The organism is Schlegelella aquatica, assembly GCF_026013905.1.
Taxonomy (GTDB): Bacteria; Pseudomonadota; Gammaproteobacteria; order Burkholderiales; family Burkholderiaceae_C; genus Caldimonas; species Caldimonas aquatica.
On sequence record NZ_CP110257.1, the window covers coordinates 64,690 to 82,144 of the forward strand.

Sequence of the window (17,455 nt, forward strand, 5' to 3'; positions counted from 1 at the left end):
TCAAACCTCGTCCAGGAGCCGTAGGCGGATCTGTTCCAAGAAGTCGCTCTTTTGCAGACCGGTGCGCCCGTTCGCGTCTGTGTGCCCGCGCACCGTGGTGCCATCGCCTCTGACGATCTCGAAGCGGCGGTGGGCGATGGGCTTGTCGTAGAAGACGAGCTGGTTGTAGCCCGCGCCGCCGAACTCCCGGCTCTTGAAGCCGCTGAGCGCGGCGCGGTTGGTGTCGGCGCGCGGGGAGCGCACGGTGGGGCGGCCCTGCACAGCCCGGACGATCAGAACGCGTTCGGCCGCCGGCGCAGCGTGGGCAGCACCGCGTCCCACAGCGCGATGGACTCGGCTTCGCCGAGCGTTGCCTTCTGAATCGGCTTGAGCGTGGCCTCTTCCTCCAGCGAGCGCTCCGGGTGGGGAATCCGCGACCCACTGTCGAAGTCGATCACCAGCAACGGCTCGCGCGCATTGCCCGACTCGCTGTTCAGCTCGAGTGTGAAGTGGTAGTCCTTGACACCCGGGTCGACTTGTCGCTCCATCAACCACTCCTCCGGCCTCAGGTTGTTGGTCTCACGCACGCCTTTGCGCAGCGTGCGCCCGTCCACCCTCTTGAGCGCTGGTTCGATCGAACCGCCTCGCTGCAGCAGCGTATCGGACTGGGGACCGATATGGCTCAAATAGTGAAACGTGAACGACACGTCCTCCGCGGTGCTGAGGTAGTAGTTGAGGTCGATCCATTCCTGATCGGTGGCTGGCCCTCGGATGAAGCCGTGGCGGATGCACACGCCCGGGCCGGTGGGAATCTCATGATCGGCACGGCCTGAGGTGCGCTGGAAGACGCCGATGAGATGGGCGAGCTTCTGGGGTACCTCGTTGATGCCCTTGTACTTCTCGACCGTCCGGCGTTCGCTTTCTTCAAAGACCGTGCCAATCACCTCCGAGTCCACCTTGAGGTCTGTTCCGTCGGTGGCATTCAGCGTCATGGAGAAGCGGACCCCGTCTTTCCAAGCAAGCAGTTCCAGCGTGCGAGCAAACGCTGGTGCACCGGTGTGTTCTGCGCGATTGAATATGCGGCCGACTTCTACGTGAGCATTGGCTTCCACCCGTTTGAGAAATGGCGTCCCAGGCGCGCCATCCATATGAGCAGACCGAAGCTGCGCCTCTCGATTCATCAAGTAGGCCTCAAATTCGTTCCTGCTCATCGGCTCGGTCTCGATGGTGATGCCTTCGATCACGGCCCTTGCGACAGGGTTGACGACGAAGCTTCGCGGCAAATCGATGAGGTACCGGCCGATGCAACGCGGCACGAGGTCGCTGGTGAGGTTCTTCATCTGAGCGGCTTGGGAAGGCGTCATCTGGACAGGGGGAGGTTGGCAACCGGCTGTCAAGGCAGCGGCCAGCAGCGCGGTCAGGATGCGACGAGGCGTCACTTGTAGGCGAGGCTGGTTTCGTTGATGCGCTGCGCGATCTTGACGATGGCGCGCACGGTGAACTGGCGCACTCTCTCGATATCGACGCCGGCGTGGTAAGCCGGTTCGTGGCCGGTGTTCACCTGCAGCAGTGAACGCACATGCGGCCTGGGCGCGATGCCCGAGCGGTGCGGCACGGTGCCGTCGCCCGGTTCGTCGGGCTCGCTGATCGTGTAGTCCTGATGCTCGGCCCTCAACCAGCCGGAACCCTGCAGCGTCGCCGCGACGGTGCGCGTTTCGTTGACTTGGGACGGATCGAGCGCGCGGGCGTTCAGCACGTCAGCGGCGCGGTCGCCGCGCAGCCAGCTTCCGCCATCGCCTGTCCAGGTGACGTTGCCGTAGGCCCGTTGATCGGGGTGACTGCCGAAGAACGCGTAGGTGTTGGGGTGGTAACGCTTGTACAACTTCTGATGAAATGGCTTCACCTCTTTGTGCACGAGGTGGTCGTACGCCGCCCAATCCCGATCCATCACTGCCTTGCGCTTCTTCGGGTCGGTCTCGGTATTCAGCGGATTCATCAGGTGGTCCTCGCACAGGCTCCACCACTTGCCGCGTACCGCGTAGATCTCGCCATAGGGGTCGCCCCGTTGCGGCAGCGACAAGGTGGTCTTGCCGTCCCGGATGCGCAGCCAGCCGTTGCCGTATTCCGGCGTGGGAAGCAGCTGCATCGGTCCGGGCGCGCTGGACAACACGGCCGTCATCTCGCGCGCGTCGTTGCCCAGTGCCGAGGCCACGAAAGCGCCCTTGATGTTGTACCAGGGCGTGGTGTCTTCCGTACCGGCCTTGAAGCGCCGGTACACCGCCGCCGCGCCGATGGCCGGCATCACCCCGTGCACGATGCCCAGGATGCTGTCGCGCATGCCCAGCGCCTCCGAGCAGTAGCGCGCCACCAGCCCGCCCATGCTGTGCGTGACGATGATCACCTTCTCGCAGCGCTTCTTCTCGGCCCTGTAGCGCGCCAGCGTTTGCTCGATCCGCCGCTTCAGCCGGTGGGCCGAGGCCACGTTGCTGTCCAGCCAGTTGTAGCCGCAGGCATACACCGCAAAGCGGTAGCGATAGCTCAGGCCGACCTCATCGCGCGACAACGCCTCGTCGCCGGTCATCGCCCGCAGTGCCTTGCCAATGAGCTGCGCTCGCAGGCCGGTCTTGCAGGTATCGACGTCGTTGAGCGTGTTCTCCAGCCAGCCCAGGAACTCGCCATAGCTCAGGTAGCCCACTTCGCCCCAGCCGCGCCGGCGCAGTTCTTCGGCCGGCAGGGACGTGTTTTCCGTCACCTTGCCCTGCGCATCGACTTCCATTGCCGCCGGGTTCAGATACTCCTTGCGATAACGGGCATTTCTGTCGGGGGCAGCCCAGCGGCCGGCGCTACCGGCATCGTCCAGACGCCAGCGGACGGCACTTTTTGGCTCAACACCTCGTTGCTTCAAGTTGCTGCCCATCACCCCCGGCACGAAGATCACCGGGATGATGCGGTCGGGCGCCATGTGGCACACACCGACGCTGTCGTCGGGTGGGCTCATGCGCGAGTCCCAGTAGGGGTTGCCGCGCTCGTCGTAGCGCACGGGGATCATCCGCTCTTGGGTGGATTGCTCTGCCATCTCAAACCTCGTCCAGGAGCCGTAGGCGGATCTGTTCCAAGAAGTCGCTCTTTTGCAGACCGGTGCGCCCGTTCGCGTCTGTGTGTCCGCGCACCGGGGTGCCATCGCCTCTGACGATCTCGAAGCGGCGGTGGGCGATGGGCTTGTCGTCGAAGGGCCAGCGCAGCACCAGTTCCTCATCGAAGGGCGCATCTGCCGGCATGGCGTTCATGCCGTAGGCATAGGTGCTCGCCCCCACCATGCTCTTGGTGGCCGCCTGCACGGTGAGCTTGCCGGGGCACTGCACGGTGATGCCCGAGGCGTCCAGGGTGACGCTGGCGCCCGCGGCGGTGCGCAGGGTGATCTTCTTGGCGGCGGCCCAGTCGAGGTGGGCGTGCGCGCTTTGCACGTGGACCAGGCCGCGGGCGGCGATCTGCAGCGGGCCGCTTTGCGCCTGCACCTGCACATCGCCTTGCGCGGCGATCAGCGTCAAGCCGGTGCCGGCGGCCGCCTCACCGGGCGCGTGGGCGCCGGCCAGCACGCCGATGGCCTGGCCGGTGTGCAGCCGCTCGGCGCCGCCCACCGCGCGGGTGGTGTCGCGCCCGCTGCTCAGGTGCACCGCGTCGTCGCTGGCCACCAGCACGTCTTGCCCCGCCACGGCGGCCAGGCCGGCGCGTGCCGCCACGACGACCACCGGTTCGCCGGTGGCGGGCAAGCCGGCGCCCGCAGTGCCCGCAGTGCCCGCGCCGCCGGCGGCCCCGCCCGGTCGCAGCTCGGGCGTGTGGGCGTGCGCCTGCGCGGCCAGCACCGCCTGCCAGGCCGCCAGCGCCGGCTGCTCGTCGGTCAGGGCGCAGGCCCCCGCGGCGCGGGTGCCGCGCACGCTCGCCAGCGTGACGCTCTGGTGCTGCTGCGCGGCGCGGTCGTGCAGTTCGGCCAACTGTCGGGCTTGTTGCCCGAGGGCCTCGGCGGCCGTCGCATCGCCGGCGGGCGCCTGGGGTTCGGTCGCGTAGGTGCTGAGCAGCAGGCCGCGGGCGGCGCGCACGGCCCCCCAGGCGTCGGTGCGCAGCTCGAAGCCCCGCCCGCGGAAGCTGCCGCGGTGGTTGTCGGCCTGGTGGACGAGGTGCCCGAGGTGGAGCCAGGTGGCGTGCTGGGTGGTGCCGGCTTGCACGCGCAGCTGGCCGTCGGTGTCGTCGAAGACGAGCTGGTTGTAGCCGGGGCCGCCGACCTCCTGGGTCTTCAGGCCCGACAGGGCCGCGCGCTGGTGCTGCTCGCCGGCGGCGGCGCCGTGCCAGGCAGGCGGGTGGCCCCCGGCCACGACGCTGTCTTGGCCGCTGGGCGAGTGGTCGTGGCTGCGGCTGAAGGCCGAGCGCTCGGCGGCCTGGGGGCCGGCCGGTTGCCCGCCGGGGGTGGGCGCGGTGCCGCCACGGCCGCGTCCGTTGTAGAGGGCGGCGCGCACGATCGGCCGATCGAGGTCGCCCTCCAGGAAGCCGACCAGCACCTCCTGGCCGATGCGCGGGATGAACAGCGTGCCGCCGTCGGGGCCGGCCAGCGGCTGGGTCACGCGCAGCCAAGCGCTCACGGGCTCGTCGGCGCCGTCCAGCGCCTGCCAATGGAAGCGCACCCGCACCCGCCCGAGCGCATCGGTGTGGAGGGCGCCTTCGGCGCCGGGCCGCTCCTGGTCGTCGGGGCCGACGACGGTGGCGCTGCAATGGGACAGGCGCGGCCGCGGTGCGGGGGGCGCCGGGCGCCAGGGCCGCTCGGCGGGCACGGCCTCGAAGCGGTTGGCCAGGCCGGTGCGGCGGGCCGCGGTGGCGCACGCGGCGCCCAGCGGCGCGCCGCCGTGGGCGTCTCGCAAGGTCTCCAGCGGGTCGCCCAGCCGGCGGGCGAGCGCCTCGTGCAGCGGCGTGGGCAGGTTGTTCAGGGCCCAGTGTTCCACGCGGGTGAGCAGCAACTCGGGCGGGGGCGCGGCATGCGAGGCGGGCTGGATGCGCACGCGGGTGCCGGCGCGCAAGGTGCGCACCGTGCTGCGGCCGGTCCAGATCTCGCTGCGCGCCTCGTGCGCCTGTTGGCGCAGCTGCGCGTAGTGGGCGGCGCTGGCGGCATCGAAGGCATAGGGGCCGAGCGGCTCGTAGTCCTCCAGCGGGGGCGGCGCCTCCTCGTCGCGCCAGGCAGCCTCGGCCACGCCGGCGACGGCGCGCTTGGTGCGGTAGTCGGTGGTCAGCAGCCGGGTGCGTGCGGGCACCAGGCGCGTCTCGTGCGCGAGCGCTTGCACGAGGTCGGGCGCGTCCTCGGCGCTGGTGCGCTGCCAGGCGAGCGGCGCGTGGGCGCTGGTCGGGTCCTCGGGGCAGCCGCGGGTGTCGGCCAGCAGGTGCAGGGCGTGGCCGGCGCAGGCCTCGTCGTCTTCGTCCCAGCGCCACACCAGGCCCTCGCGCGCCAGGTGGTGGGCGAGGAAGTCCCACTCGGCTTCACGGTGGTAGGCGCAGTAGCTGCGCCAGCCGCCCTGATGGCTGGCGCGCAGGAAGTCGCTCACGTCCGGCGCCCAGTGCCAGGCGGCTTTCGGGGCGGCGCGTCGCAAGACGGCCTCGACGATCTGGGTCAGCGGGCGCTCCTGGAACACCCCGCTGCCGCGGCGCATCTGCAACAGCCATGTCCATGGCACCACCGAGAGCCGCCAGCGCTGCACGGCGCCGTCGCCTTGCAGCGCGTGCACGGCGCGCACGAGACCGCTGCGCCGCACACGGCCCGCGTGGCGGGTGCGGGTGTGCAGGTGCAGCGGCTGCAACAGCAGCGCGTCCAGCTCCAAGTCGGCGCGCGGGCTCAGGCACAGCACCTCGAGCTCGTAGCCCTGGGCGAGCGTCTCGTGCATCGACCAGGCCTCCACCAGCAGCTGGGTCGCCAGCGCAGGCAGGCCGGGCAGCTCCAGGTGGTGCAGCCGCGCGGCGGTGCTCGGCACGAGCGACGCAGGCACGCCCAAGGCGCGGGCCAACTGCGCCAGCAGCGCGTGCGCAGACTCCTCCCCCGCCGCCGGCGGTGGACGGTGTGACATGGGACCTCCCTCTCTTGACGCTCGCGAAGCTCTGGGGCTTCGTCGCGATGAGGGGCCCGACGTTAGGGAGTGGGCGCGCGGCGGTCAATCCCGCCGCAGGGGGGACGGTGCAACCAGATGTGACGCCGCGCGCAGTCGGCGCGGCTGCCCGCTTCAATCGACTTTGGCGCCCGAGATCTTCACCACCTGCGCCCACTTCTTGTGCTCGGCGTCGATCAGCCGCGCGAACTCGGCGGGCGTCATGCCGCTCGGAATCGCTCCCTGGCTGAGCAGCCGCTCCTTGAGCGCGGGTGAGGCCAGCGCCTTGGCCGTTTCCTGCTGCAGGCGGTTGATGATGTCGGCCGGGGTGCCGGCCGGCGCCAGCAGTCCGAACCACGAGCTCGCTTCGTAGCCCGGCACCGGCCCGGCCTCGGCGATCGTCGGCACGTCGGGCAGCGCTTCGGACCGCTTGGCCGTGGTGACGGCGAGCGCCTTCAACTTGCCGGCCTTGATGTGCTGCATCGCCGAGGGCAGGTTGTCGAACATCAGGTCCATGTTGCCCCCGATCAGGTCCATCAGCGCCGGGCCCGAGCCGCGGTACGGGAAGTGGACCATGTAGGTGCCGGTCATCGACTTGAACAGCTCGCCCGAGAGGTGGATCGAGGTGCCGTTGCCGCTGGAGGCCATGTTGAGCTTGCCCGGATTCGCCTTCGCGTAGCGGATCAGATCGGGCACGCTTTGGATCTTGTACTCCTGCGCCTTGGCCGGGTTCATCACCAGCACATTGGGCACCGCGGCCACCAGCGTGACGGGCGCGAAATCCTTGATCGGGTCGTACGGCAGCTTCGGGTAGAGCGCCTGGTTGATGCCGTGCGTGCCCACCGTGCCCATCAGCAGCGTGTAGCCGTCGGCCGAGGCGCGAGCGACTTCGGCCGCGCCCAGGTTGCCGCCGGCGCCCGGCTTGTTGTCGACCAGGAACTGCTGGCCGAAGGCCTTCGCGAGCTCGGGCGCGAGGGCCCGGGCGAGGATGTCGGTGGTGCCTCCGGGGGCGAAGGGCACGACGATGCGCACGGGCTTGGCGGGCCACGCCTGCGCGGCCACGGGCCCTGCGGCGGCCGAGACCAGCACGGCCGCGGCGGCGAGGATGCAACGACGACGGAATGCGAAATGACGAGCGTGATGACTCATAGGACCTCCTGCGCCTGACCGTAGAGCGGATGGCCGCGAGTGCCAACCCGGGCTATCCCCGTCTCGGCACACGCGGGTGCGCTCCTCGCATGGCGGCCCCCTCCCGCCGAAGAAGGGAACGAGGTGTGGCGCAGTGCACGAGAACCTGCGGCCGACGAGGGGCCGTAAGGGTTTCTCGCGCTGCAAAGCGCAGCACTCGCGTTCCTAGAATCGCGCACCCCTGGTCAGCCTCCGCGGCCCGCAGGGTTCTTGTCTCACCTTGCAACTGCTGCCGATCGCCGTCCTGTGTCGCCACAGTCCCCGCCCGTCGCCGCCGCGCGCACCGACCCCCAGGTCGCCCGCTTCGTCATCGTCTTCGGGGCGGCGTTCTGCCTGTTCGGGGCTTTCCTCGTCGGGGTGCTGTACCAGGGCGTGGAGCCGCTGCAGCGCTTTCTCGGGGGCGCGATGCTCGGTACCCTCGCGCTGGCGATGGCCGGCGTCGGGGCCTGGACGCCGGAGTCGCGCCTGCGTGTGGCCACCGCGATCGTGCTGGCAGGCTGTCTGCTGGGCATCATCGTGGTCGCCGTCGTCACCCGCCAGGGGCTCTACAGCAGCGGGATGCCGCTGGTCGCGGTGTTCGTCATGGTCGCAGGCCTGCTGCTCGGCTGGCGGGCGTCCGCGGCCATGGGCGCTCTCTCGGCGGGCGGTGTCGCCGTGCTGTGGCTCGCCGAGCGCCAGGGCTGGCTGCAAGGGGCCACGGCCCCGGCCGCCACGTCGCCCAGCAACCGCGCCCTCGCGCTGACCGGCATCGTCCTGTCGGGGCTCGGCCTGGCGTGGGCCTTCTCGGTGTACGGGCGCCGCCGCTGGGAGGCCGTGCTGCAGGCGCAGCAGTCGGTGGCGGCCAGCGAGCGGCGTTGGCGGCATCTCTTCGCGCGGTCGCCGTCGGCGCTGTTGCTGCACCGCGAGGGCGTCATCATCGCCGCCAACGAGGCGGCCGCACGCCTGTTCGCGTACGACTCCCCCGAGCAACTGTGCGGCCGGCCGCTGCTCGACTTGTACGACCCCGTCTCGCGCCCCCTGTTGCGCGCACGGCTGGCGATGTTCGACTCGCTCTCGGAAGGGGCGAGCCTGCCGCTGGCCGAGTTCAGCATGCGGCGCAGCGACGGGCGGCTCCTCTATGCCACCGCGACTGGGGCCAAGGTGCTGCTGCCGGACGGGCCGGCGATCGAGTCGATGTACGTCGACGTCACTGAGCGCCGTGCGGCCGAGAAGGAGTTGCTGCGATCCCAGGCGCTGCTGTCGCAGCTCTTCTCGTCGAGCCCCGACGTCGTCACCGTCACGGAGCCGCAGTCGGGCCGCTACATCCTCGTCAACCCCGTCATCGAGCGCATGCTCGGCTACAAGCCCGAGGAAGTGCTCGGCCGCACGGTGGTCGAGGTCGGCATCCTCAGCAGCCAGGCCGAGCGCGAACGGTTCCTCGCGATCATCCGCCGCGACGGCTCCGTCAAGGACTTCCTGGTGCACTACCGCGCCAAGGACGGCCGTCTGGTGCCTTGCCTCATCTCTGGCACCATCTTCCACGTGGACGGCTCGCCGTACCTGCTCGTGCTCACGCGCGACGTGAGCGAGCGTCTGCGCTCGCGTGCCGAGTACCGCGCCATCCTCGACAACGCGCCGGTGGGCATCGCCGTCGTGCAGGACGGCCGGTTCGAGCAGGCGAACGCGCGGCTCGAGCACATGCTGGGCTGGGAGACGGGCACGCTGGCCGGACAGCCGGTGCGGGTCATCTGGCCCAGCGAGGAGGAGTTCGAGGCCGTGCGCGGTGTGGCCGCACGCGGGCTGGCGCGCGACGAGCGCGTGGACATCGAACGCGAGATGATGCGTCGCGACGGCCAGCGCTTCTGGGGGCGCTTGCGCGCCTCGCGCATCGACGACGGCCAGCCCCAGCGTCGCAGCACACTGTGGATCCTGGAAGACGTGACGCAGGCCCACCAGGCCGCGCGAGACCTGGCCGTGGCAAAGGAGCAGGCCGAAGCCGCCAGCCGGGCCAAGAGCGTATTCCTGGCCAACATGAGCCACGAGATCCGCACGCCGCTGCACGGTGTGCTGGGCCTCGCGCAGCTCGCGCTCGCGCCGGGAACGCCCTCGTTGCGCCGCGAGGAGTACCTGCGCCGCATCGTGGACAGCGCGCAAAGTCTGGCGGGCATCATCTCGGACATCCTCGATCTGTCCAAGATCGAGGCCGGCCGTCTGCAGCTCGAGCAACTGCCCTTCGATCTGCACGAACTGCTGCACTCGCTGGCCCAGTCCTACGGGGAGCTGGCGGCCAGCAAGGGCCTGCGGCTCCAGCTTCGCATCGAGCCGCGCGTGCCGGTGCAGGTGATGGGCGACCCGCTGCGGCTGCGGCAGGTTCTGGGCAACTACCTGAGCAATGCGCTCAAGTTCGCAGAGCGGGGCACGGTCGAACTCACCGCGGCCGCCGTCGACGGCGGGGTGCGGCTCGCAGTGCGCGACGAGGGCCCGGGGATCGACCCGGCGCTGCGCGATCGGCTGTTCCAGCCCTTCACCCAGGCCGACGAATCCATCTCGCGCCGTTATGGAGGCACCGGCCTGGGCCTGTCGATTTGCCGGGAGCTGGCCCGCCTGATGGGCGGACGCGTCGGTGTCGAGAGCGAGCCTGGCGTGGGTGCGCTGTTCTGGGTCGAGTTGCCCCTGCCTGCCGCACGGTTCAGCGAGGCCGCGGCGGCGGGTGGGCCGCCCGAGCAGGACGCGCTGCAGGGGGCGCGGGTGCTCATCGTCGAGGACAACCCGGTCAACATGATGATTGCGGTGGCCATGCTCGAGCAGTGGGGCATCGAGGTGGTGCAGTCCACCGACGGCCAGGAGGCCCTGGCCCGGCTGGAGGCCAGCGACGCCGCGTTCGACGCCGTGCTGATGGACTTGCACATGTCGGGCATGAGCGGCTATGAAGTCACGCGCCGCGCCCGCGAGCGCTGGGACGAACGGCGCCTGCCCATCATCGCGCTGACCGCCGCGGCGCTCGTGAGCGAGCAGGAGCGCGCGTTCGCCTCGGGGATGAACGACTTCATCCCCAAGCCCATCGACATGCAGCGGCTGCGCGCGGCCCTGGCCCGATGGGTGCGCTGCGAAGGCCCCTCCACCGTGCTGTGACGGTGCGGGGCCTCGCGTTTCACGCCAGGGCGAAAACGAGTCCCATGGCGGCGTAGGGCAACAGCACCTTCAAGGCCACCATGGCCCAGTCGCAAGCGCACAGGCGTCGCCACGAGGGCATGGGCACGCGGAAGAACTCACGCGGCGGGGTCGCAGGGGTGAGATGCAGGTTCATGATCTGCTCCTGAACGTCAGGCAATTCGAGATTCGAGGGACGAACCCGGCCGCCGGCACTCGCGACAGCGCAAGGCACGGGGCAAGGACCGAAACGCACGGGCGCACGCCAGCCCGACACGGCGGAAAAACGCCTGTCGAACGGCTGCGCGCGAACGCGACGAACCTAACGGTCAGGGACGCAGAACGAAGCCCGGCGAGCGAGCCGGCGCACGCGTGGGAGGCTGCGCCGCTCAGGCGCAGAGGGAATCAAGGCGGGCACGAGAGGCAGGAGTCGCCTTGCGTCTTGCCCGCCAAGGATGGCGGTGGGGGACATGGGGTCTCTCCTTGATTGACGTGGTGCCACTGGCACCACCCCTCCAATCTACCCCAAGCCCAAAGGCATTGCCACTGCAAGCCCTTTCAGGTGGCAAGCCCGGTGCCCCGAGGGGCGGTGCTTTCAGCGCTTGTGCCCGCCCAGCAGGGCGTACAGCAGGATCGCACCGAAGGTCGCGGTGCCGATGCCGCCCAGCGCGAAGCCGCCGATCTTCAACGTGAAGTCGCCGGTGCCGAGGATCAGCGTGATCGCCGCCACGATGAGGTTGGTGTTGTCGGAGAAGTCCACCCGGTTGTCGACCCAGATCTTGGCGCCGGCCACTGCGATGAGACCGAAGACCACGATGCTCACGCCGCCCATCACGGCCAGCGGCACGGCCTGGATCAGCGCGCCGAACTTGGGGCTGAAGCCGAGCAGGATCGCGATCAGCGCGGCCACCACGAAGATGGCGGTCGAGTAGATCCGGGTCGCGGCCATCACGCCGATGTTCTCGGCGTAGGTCGTCACGCCCGTGCCGCCCGAGGCGCCCGAGACGATGGTGGCGAGGCCGTCGCCGACGAAGGCGCGGCCCATCATCGGGTTGAGGTCGCGGCCGGTCATCGCGCTCACGGCCTTGAGGTGGCCCAGGTTCTCCGCCACGAGGATGACGGCCACCGGCGCGATCAGCAGCATCGCGGAGGCATCGAACACCGGCGAGGCGAACCGCGGCAGCCCGAACCACGGGGCGCTCGCGATGCCCGACAGGTCGATCGGCTTGCCCAGCCCCAGGCCGTTGGTGAGCACCGCATAGAGGATCGAGGCCACGATGAGGCCCACGAGGATCAACAGGCGCTGCACCATGCCGCGCGTGAAGACCGCGACCGCGCCGACGGCCAGGAACGTCACCGCCTGCATCCACGCGTCGAACGGCGTGGGCGCCATGTTCTTGACCGGCACGGCCGCGAGGTTGAGGCCGATGACCGCGACGACCGAGCCGGTGACCACCGGCGGCATGAAGCGCTCGATCCAGCCGGTGCCCGTGGCCATCACCGCCAGGCCGATGAGCGTATAGAGCACGCCGCAGGCGATGATGCCGCCCAAGGCCACGCCGATGTTGGCATTGGCGCCCTGTCCGGCGTAACCGGTGGCTGCGATCACCACGCCGATGAAGGCGAAGCTCGAGCCCAGGTAGCTGGGCACCCGGCCGCCCACGACGAAGAAGAAGATCAGCGTGCCGATGCCGCTCATCAGGATCGCGACGTTGGGGTCGAAGCCCATCAACAGCGGCGCCAGCACGGTGGCACCGAACATCGCCACCACGTGCTGCAGGCCCATCGCCACGGTCTGCGGCCAGGGCAGCCGCTCATCCGGCGCGACGACGCCCTCGGTCTTCTCGCGCCACTGGGGGAACAAGCTCATGAAAGCTCCTGTGATGTGGGTTCACCTCGCGCACCCGCGCGAGGACGCGGGCGGGAGTGTAGGAGCTTGTAAGCAAGTTTGACACCCCGGGCCGCCCCGGCGGAGTGGGGCGTGCGGCGTCGCGCCAGGAAAAAAAGAAAGGCGGCCGGGGCTCTCGCTCTCTCCCCACCCCGGCCGCCGCCCTCTCCCTCGACGTCCCCAACGAAACTGGGCAGGAAGGGCAGACCCCGGTGCGCCGGCGCGGCGCACAGGACAACGGGTGCCTGCCGGCAGTGAACCGCCGGCAGGCGTCGATCTCGGTCAGCGCATGCGCAAGGCCAGCGTGCGCTGACCGGGCTCGCTGCGCGATTGCAGCACTTGGTACTGGCGCAAACCGGTGGCCGCGGGCTGCGTCGCACCGGGGCTGCGCTGCGGTTCCCGTGGGCTGGCCGGGCGGGCCAAGACAGGGGTAGCAGTGACGGAAGCGGCAGTTTTCATGGCTGGAACCATTGGCTGGGCGCGAAATCGGTGCACAGGAACACCGGGGCCGGCCGCTTCCAGGGCGCCCACGCGGGCGCGCGTGCGGTGGACTCGCCCGTGCGCGGCGCCAGGCGGATCAGCGACGACCAGCCGCCGCGTGCCGGTGCGGCTTCGACCGTGCTGCGCGCGGCGGCCTGACGGCGTCCGTGGCGGGCGATGCGACCCGCCAGCGACAGCAGCGCGGCAGATCGACGTTTGGAAGGGCAGGCCATGGGCGTTCTCGTGCGACGATGGCGCGAGCAGCGCATCTTCCATGCCAACCCGCCGGGTGTAACCAAAGTTCAACGGGTGCCAAAGAGTTCCGGTTTGGCGGGGGCTGGCGGTCCGCCTCTTGTCACGGGGCTGACACGGCGTGTCACCCCCGCCGCCCCACGGGCGCCTTCTGTCAGCCCCAGCCCCCGCCTGCGCCCGCGAGGAACGGCCGCGCGCTCAGGGCAAGGAGGAGAAGTCCTCGTTGCTGCGCGGCAGCATCTTCCACAGCCGCACGGCCAGCACGGCAAGACGGGCGGCGACGGCCAGACCCAGGGCACCAAGAACGATCAACATGGCAGACTCCTATTTCGCACGGTCGTGCGAAGTTGGTGGCGGAAAAGGCACCTCGAGGGTGCGCGGGGGACGGGGTATGGCGCTCCTCGGTCAGTCGCCCGCCTTGGCCGCCTCGGCGGCAGGCGCGCGGTAGCTGCGGATGATGCGCCGGTAGGCCGACCAGGTGCGGTCGGCCGCCCTGGGATCACGCAGGAAGCGGGCGTCACGCATCAGCGCGATGAACAGCCCGTCCAGTTCGAACACGAGCTGCTCGACGTCGGTGTCGGGTCGCAGGTGGCCGGCTTCCACCGCCTGCAGCACCGAGCGCCGCAGCGTGGCGCGCCAGCGCATGATGCCGTCGTACAGCAGATCGCGCAGCGGGCCTTCGCGGTCGTCGAACTCGAACGCGCCGGCGCAATAGAGGCAGCCGGTGTGCGCCTCGATGTCCCGCACGCGCTGCAACCACAGCCGCACGATGGCGTCGAGCCGGGGCAGCCCCCGCGGCTCGCGCATCGCTGGCAGAAACACGTCCTGCAGGAAACGCCGGTCGTACTCCTCGATCACCGCCTTCTGCAGGGCCTCGCGCGAGCCCACGCGCGAGAACACGCCGCTCTTGGACATGCCCAGGCGCTTGGCCACTTCGCCGATCGTGAGGCTCTCCAACCCTTCGGCGGAGGCCATCAACAAGGCGGTGTCGAGGATCGCCGCGCGAGTGAGCTCGCTGCGGCCGGTCTTTGCTTCCATGATGACCAGAATTTAGCACGATCGTGCGAAGAAGCAAATCCGGCCGACGAACGGTCGGCGGGGCGCGGCGACGCGTCCTCTCAGTACGGGTCGCCGTTCTTGTGCAAGAAGGCCCACTGGCTTTCGACCATGCGGGCGGCGATGTCGTCGTCCGGGTAGCTGACTTCGTCGCCCGGCGTGCGGTCGCCGATCTCGAGATAGACGACCTGTTCTTCGGTCTCGTTGACCAGCCGGTGCGCGTTGCCGCTGCCCGCCTTGAACCCGGCGCACATGCCCGGCGCCAGCGGCGTGTTCCCTTCGTCGGTGTGCAAGGTGGGATGGCCCGAGAGGATGTAGACGAACTCGTCCTGCTTCGTGTGTGCATGGCGCAGGGCCGAGATCCCCCCGGGGGCGAGATGCACCAGGTTCACGCCGAAGTTCGTCAAGCCGAACAGCTCGCCCAAGGGATGCTTGAGGCGTCCGTTCATCCTTGAAGCGAAGGGCGGCGGATAGAGCGACGGTTGGAGGCGGGGCGGCGCGTCGGCCGCCACGACCGCTACGGGGGAGGGGGAAGGCGTCATCGACAGTGGGAGGCGGCGAGCCCCCGCGGAAAGTGCAGTGGAAGCACCCACTCTACCCTGGCCGGCCGCTCGTGCACGGGCAGCGGCTCGGGCCGCGCTGCAGCGCATCGGGGAGCATGGGGCCTTCCTTCGCGCAGTGCGGAGCTTTCGCCCTCACCGCTCCTCGGTGGCCCGGCGGCCGGCGGCGGCGAGGGGCGCGAGGTGCGCCGCGCTAGCATCTGCACTTGCATCCGGATCCGCACCGGCATCCGCATCTGCATCCGCCCCTGCGCTTTCCGCTCCGCCCCGCTTCCATGTCCGCTGCTCCCGACCCTGCCGAGCCTTCGCCCCCGCCTGCCGTCGGTACCGATGCCGGCGACGATCCGCCTCCGCCCGAGCCCGCGCCTCCCGCAGAAGGGGCCTGTTGCGGCAGCGGCTGCGACCCGTGCGTGTGGGACCTCTATGCCGAGGAGCGCGCCCGGTGGATGGAGGCGATGCGCGGGTGGCAGGCGCGACGGCGCGACGCGGGGTGACGAGGAGAGGCCCCTGCCGTGCTGGCGGATGTGCGCCACGGCGGCCGGGCGGCGCCGCCGCGCTCGGCGCGCCCGGGCCTGCATCCGGCTTTGGGGGCGTCGCCTGCTCACTCGCGCTCTCGAATGCGGTCGGGCCAGGAGCGCAGCATCGCCATGTGCAGGTACGAGACGCTCCAGCCGATCAGCAGCAGGCCGTTGAGGCACTCGATGCCCGACAGCAGCCGCATCGGCCCTTCGAGCAGTTCGTCGCCGTAGCCCAGTGAGGTGAAGGTTTCGGCCGAGTAGTACCAGGCGCGCCACCAGCTGGGCGACGCCTCCTCCACGAAGCGGCCGTAGATGCCCGCATGGGCGAGCTGATGGGCCGCCACGGCGTACATGCCGATCTCGACCGCGTGCGCGAACAGGCATCCGAACAGCACCAACAGCAAGCGCACCCGGGGCCGCACGTGCAGGTGCGCGATGCGCGGCCCGAGCACGCGCAGCACCTCGTAGTGCCAGGTGGTGGTCGCAATGACCAGGAGGAGCGCGACGAGGACGACGACGAGGGTCATGGCAGCTTTCCGTTCAGGGCGTACGGGGTCCGTTCGGGGCGCCGAGGGCATGCGGCACCGATTGCAGCAGCCGACGGGTGTACTCGGCGTGCGGTGCGGCGAGCACGGCGTCGGTCGGGCCTTGCTCGACCACCTCGCCGTCCTTGAGGACGAGCAGGTCGTCGGCCATGAAGCGCACCACCGCCAAGTCGTGCGTGATGAAGAGGTAGGCCAGGCCCAGCTCGTCTTGCAGGTCCTTCAGCAGATTGAGGACCTGCGCCTGCACCGACACGTCGAGTGCAGAGACGGCTTCGTCGAGCACCAGCACGCGCGGCTCGAGCGCGAGGCAGCGGGCAATCGCGATGCGCTGGCGCTGCCCGCCGGAGAACTCGTGCGGATACCGGTGCAGCGCCCCGGCGTCCAGGCCCACCTTGGCGAGCAGCGCGCGCGCCCGCGCTTGGCGCTCGTGCGCATCCGTGCCGAGGCCGTGCAGCCGCATCGGCTCGGTCAGTGCCTGCGCGACCGTGTAGCGCGGGTTGAGCGAGGCATACGGGTTCTGAAAGACGATCTGCAGATGCCGCCGCAGCGGCCGCCACTCGTGCGCAGCGAGCCGCGTCAGGTCCCACTCGTGCGCGCCGTCGCGGTAGAGCGCCCGACCGCGCGTGCGCCCGCCGCGGGCGGGATGCAGGCCCAACAGCGTCAGGCCCAAGGTCGTCTTGCCGGAGCCCGACTCGCCGACGACGCCCAACGTGTGCCCGGCGCGCAGCGTGAAGCTGGCGCCGCGCAGGGCATGGAACTCCTCGCGTCGCCAGCCGCGCCGCACCCAATGGCTGCGCGAGAGGCCCTGGGCCTCGAGCACGACGGGCGCCTGGGCGTCTTCGGGGCGCGACCCGGGGCCGGGGGAGGGCGTGGGCGCGTCGAGCACGGGCAGGCGCTCGACGCGCACATCCAGCCGCGGGCGGCAGGCCAGCAGCGCCTGCGTGTAGGCGTCGCGCGGGGCGCCCAGCACTTGGGCCGCCGGCCCTTGCTCGCGCACACGGCCGTGGCGCATCACGACGATCTCGTGCGCGATGTCGGCCACCACGCCGAGGTCGTGGCTGATGAAGAGCATCGCCATGCGGCGCCGCTCCTGCAGCCGCAACAGCAGATCGAGGATCTGGCGCTGCACCGTCACGTCGAGCGCGGTGGTGGGCTCGTCGGCGATCAACAGGCGCGGCTCGCAGGCCAGGGCCATCGCGATCATCGCGCGCTGCTGCTGGCCGCCCGAAAGCTGGTGCGGGTAGGACCGCAGGCGCCGGTGCGGCTCGGGCAGGCCCACCTCCTCCAGCAGATGCTCGGCGCGCGCCCACGCCTGGCGGCGCGACAGGCCCAGGTGCAGGCGCAGCGGCTCGGCGATCTGTTCGCCCACGGTGAACACCGGGTTGAGCGAGGCCATCGGGTCCTGGAACACGCAGGCGATGTGACGGCCGCGCAGTTGCCGCAGCCGCGCGAGCGGCGCGCGCAGCAGCTCCTCGCCGCCGAAGTGCACGCGGCCCGTGATCTCGGCGTTGGGGGGCAGCAGCCGCAGCACCGACAGGGCCGTCACGCTCTTGCCCGAGCCCGACTCGCCCACCAGCGCGACGGTGCGCTCGGCCGGCACCGCAAAGCTGACGCCATCGACCGCGACGACGCGACGCAGGCGGCCGCGCTCGCCCAGCCTGAAGGCCACACGCAGGTCTTCGAGGGCGAGCAGCGGCGCCATTGGGCGCGCCTGCGACGGCGCTGCGAGCGCGTCGCCCGC

The 17,455-nt window shown here is 70.4% G+C and carries 15 protein-coding genes; 2 read left to right on the plus strand and 13 right to left on the minus strand.

Going from position 1 to position 17,455, the window contains the following annotated elements; translation table 11 throughout:
• From OMP39_RS00310 to OMP39_RS00330, 5 genes are all read right to left on the minus strand, one after another.
• Window positions 1–243, minus strand: coding sequence for a hypothetical protein (locus OMP39_RS00310; protein ID WP_264892833.1), 243 nt, complete (start codon window positions 241–243; stop codon window positions 1–3).
• A 29-nt stretch (window positions 244–272) separates the two neighbouring features.
• Window positions 273–1,319 (minus strand): T6SS immunity protein Tli4 family protein, encoded by a 1,047-nt coding sequence (locus tag OMP39_RS00315; RefSeq protein WP_264892834.1) that lies wholly within the window; start codon window positions 1,317–1,319, stop codon window positions 273–275.
• Window positions 1,320–1,414: 95 nt separating this feature from the next.
• Complete coding sequence (locus OMP39_RS00320) at window positions 1,415–3,019, minus strand: alpha/beta hydrolase (RefSeq protein ID WP_264892835.1); 1,605 nt, start codon at window positions 3,017–3,019, stop codon at window positions 1,415–1,417.
• Between the two features lie 37 nt (window positions 3,020–3,056).
• Complete coding sequence (locus OMP39_RS00325; RefSeq protein ID WP_264892836.1) at window positions 3,057–6,080, minus strand: type VI secretion system Vgr family protein; 3,024 nt, start codon at window positions 6,078–6,080, stop codon at window positions 3,057–3,059.
• Window positions 6,081–6,233: 153 nt separating this feature from the next.
• The gene (locus OMP39_RS00330; RefSeq protein WP_264892837.1) at window positions 6,234–7,247 is read right to left on the minus strand and encodes a tripartite tricarboxylate transporter substrate binding protein; all 1,014 of its coding nucleotides are present in this window, start codon (window positions 7,245–7,247) and stop codon (window positions 6,234–6,236) included.
• Window positions 7,248–7,532: 285 nt separating this feature from the next.
• Between OMP39_RS00330 and OMP39_RS00335 the strand changes: the two genes are divergently transcribed.
• The gene (locus OMP39_RS00335) at window positions 7,533–10,397 is read left to right on the plus strand and encodes a PAS domain S-box protein (RefSeq protein WP_264892838.1); all 2,865 of its coding nucleotides are present in this window, start codon (window positions 7,533–7,535) and stop codon (window positions 10,395–10,397) included.
• A gap of 19 nt (window positions 10,398–10,416) precedes the next feature.
• On the opposite strand, the gene OMP39_RS00340 is transcribed toward OMP39_RS00335, so the two are convergent.
• The 6 genes from OMP39_RS00340 to OMP39_RS00365 form a co-directional block, all read right to left on the minus strand.
• Complete coding sequence (locus OMP39_RS00340; protein WP_264892839.1) at window positions 10,417–10,572, minus strand: hypothetical protein; 156 nt, start codon at window positions 10,570–10,572, stop codon at window positions 10,417–10,419.
• Between the two features lie 438 nt (window positions 10,573–11,010).
• Entirely contained in the window at window positions 11,011–12,285 is a 1,275-nt protein-coding gene (locus tag OMP39_RS00345; RefSeq protein ID WP_264892840.1) for a solute carrier family 23 protein, read from the minus strand.
• Between the two features lie 300 nt (window positions 12,286–12,585).
• Window positions 12,586–12,762 (minus strand): hypothetical protein, encoded by a 177-nt coding sequence (locus OMP39_RS00350; protein WP_264892841.1) that lies wholly within the window; start codon window positions 12,760–12,762, stop codon window positions 12,586–12,588.
• The gene (locus OMP39_RS00355) at window positions 12,759–13,016 is read right to left on the minus strand and encodes a hypothetical protein (RefSeq protein ID WP_264892842.1); all 258 of its coding nucleotides are present in this window, start codon (window positions 13,014–13,016) and stop codon (window positions 12,759–12,761) included. Before OMP39_RS00355 ends, OMP39_RS00350 begins: the two co-directional genes overlap by 4 nt.
• Window positions 13,017–13,440: 424 nt before the next feature.
• Complete coding sequence (locus OMP39_RS00360; RefSeq protein WP_264892843.1) at window positions 13,441–14,073, minus strand: TetR/AcrR family transcriptional regulator; 633 nt, start codon at window positions 14,071–14,073, stop codon at window positions 13,441–13,443.
• 80 nt (window positions 14,074–14,153) lie between these two features.
• Complete coding sequence (locus tag OMP39_RS00365; protein ID WP_280925515.1) at window positions 14,154–14,540, minus strand: cupin domain-containing protein; 387 nt, start codon at window positions 14,538–14,540, stop codon at window positions 14,154–14,156.
• 386 nt (window positions 14,541–14,926) lie between these two features.
• Between OMP39_RS00365 and OMP39_RS00370 the strand changes: the two genes are divergently transcribed.
• Window positions 14,927–15,145 (plus strand): oxidoreductase-like domain-containing protein, encoded by a 219-nt coding sequence (locus OMP39_RS00370; protein ID WP_264892845.1) that lies wholly within the window; start codon window positions 14,927–14,929, stop codon window positions 15,143–15,145.
• 107 nt (window positions 15,146–15,252) lie between these two features.
• On the opposite strand, the gene OMP39_RS00375 is transcribed toward OMP39_RS00370, so the two are convergent.
• Together OMP39_RS00375 and OMP39_RS00380 are read right to left on the minus strand one after the other, a co-directional pair.
• Window positions 15,253–15,696, minus strand: coding sequence for a potassium channel family protein (locus OMP39_RS00375; protein WP_264892846.1), 444 nt, complete (start codon window positions 15,694–15,696; stop codon window positions 15,253–15,255).
• Window positions 15,697–15,709: 13 nt separating this feature from the next.
• The gene (locus tag OMP39_RS00380; protein WP_264892847.1) at window positions 15,710–17,416 is read right to left on the minus strand and encodes an ABC transporter ATP-binding protein; all 1,707 of its coding nucleotides are present in this window, start codon (window positions 17,414–17,416) and stop codon (window positions 15,710–15,712) included.
• Window positions 17,417–17,455 lie beyond the last annotated feature (39 nt).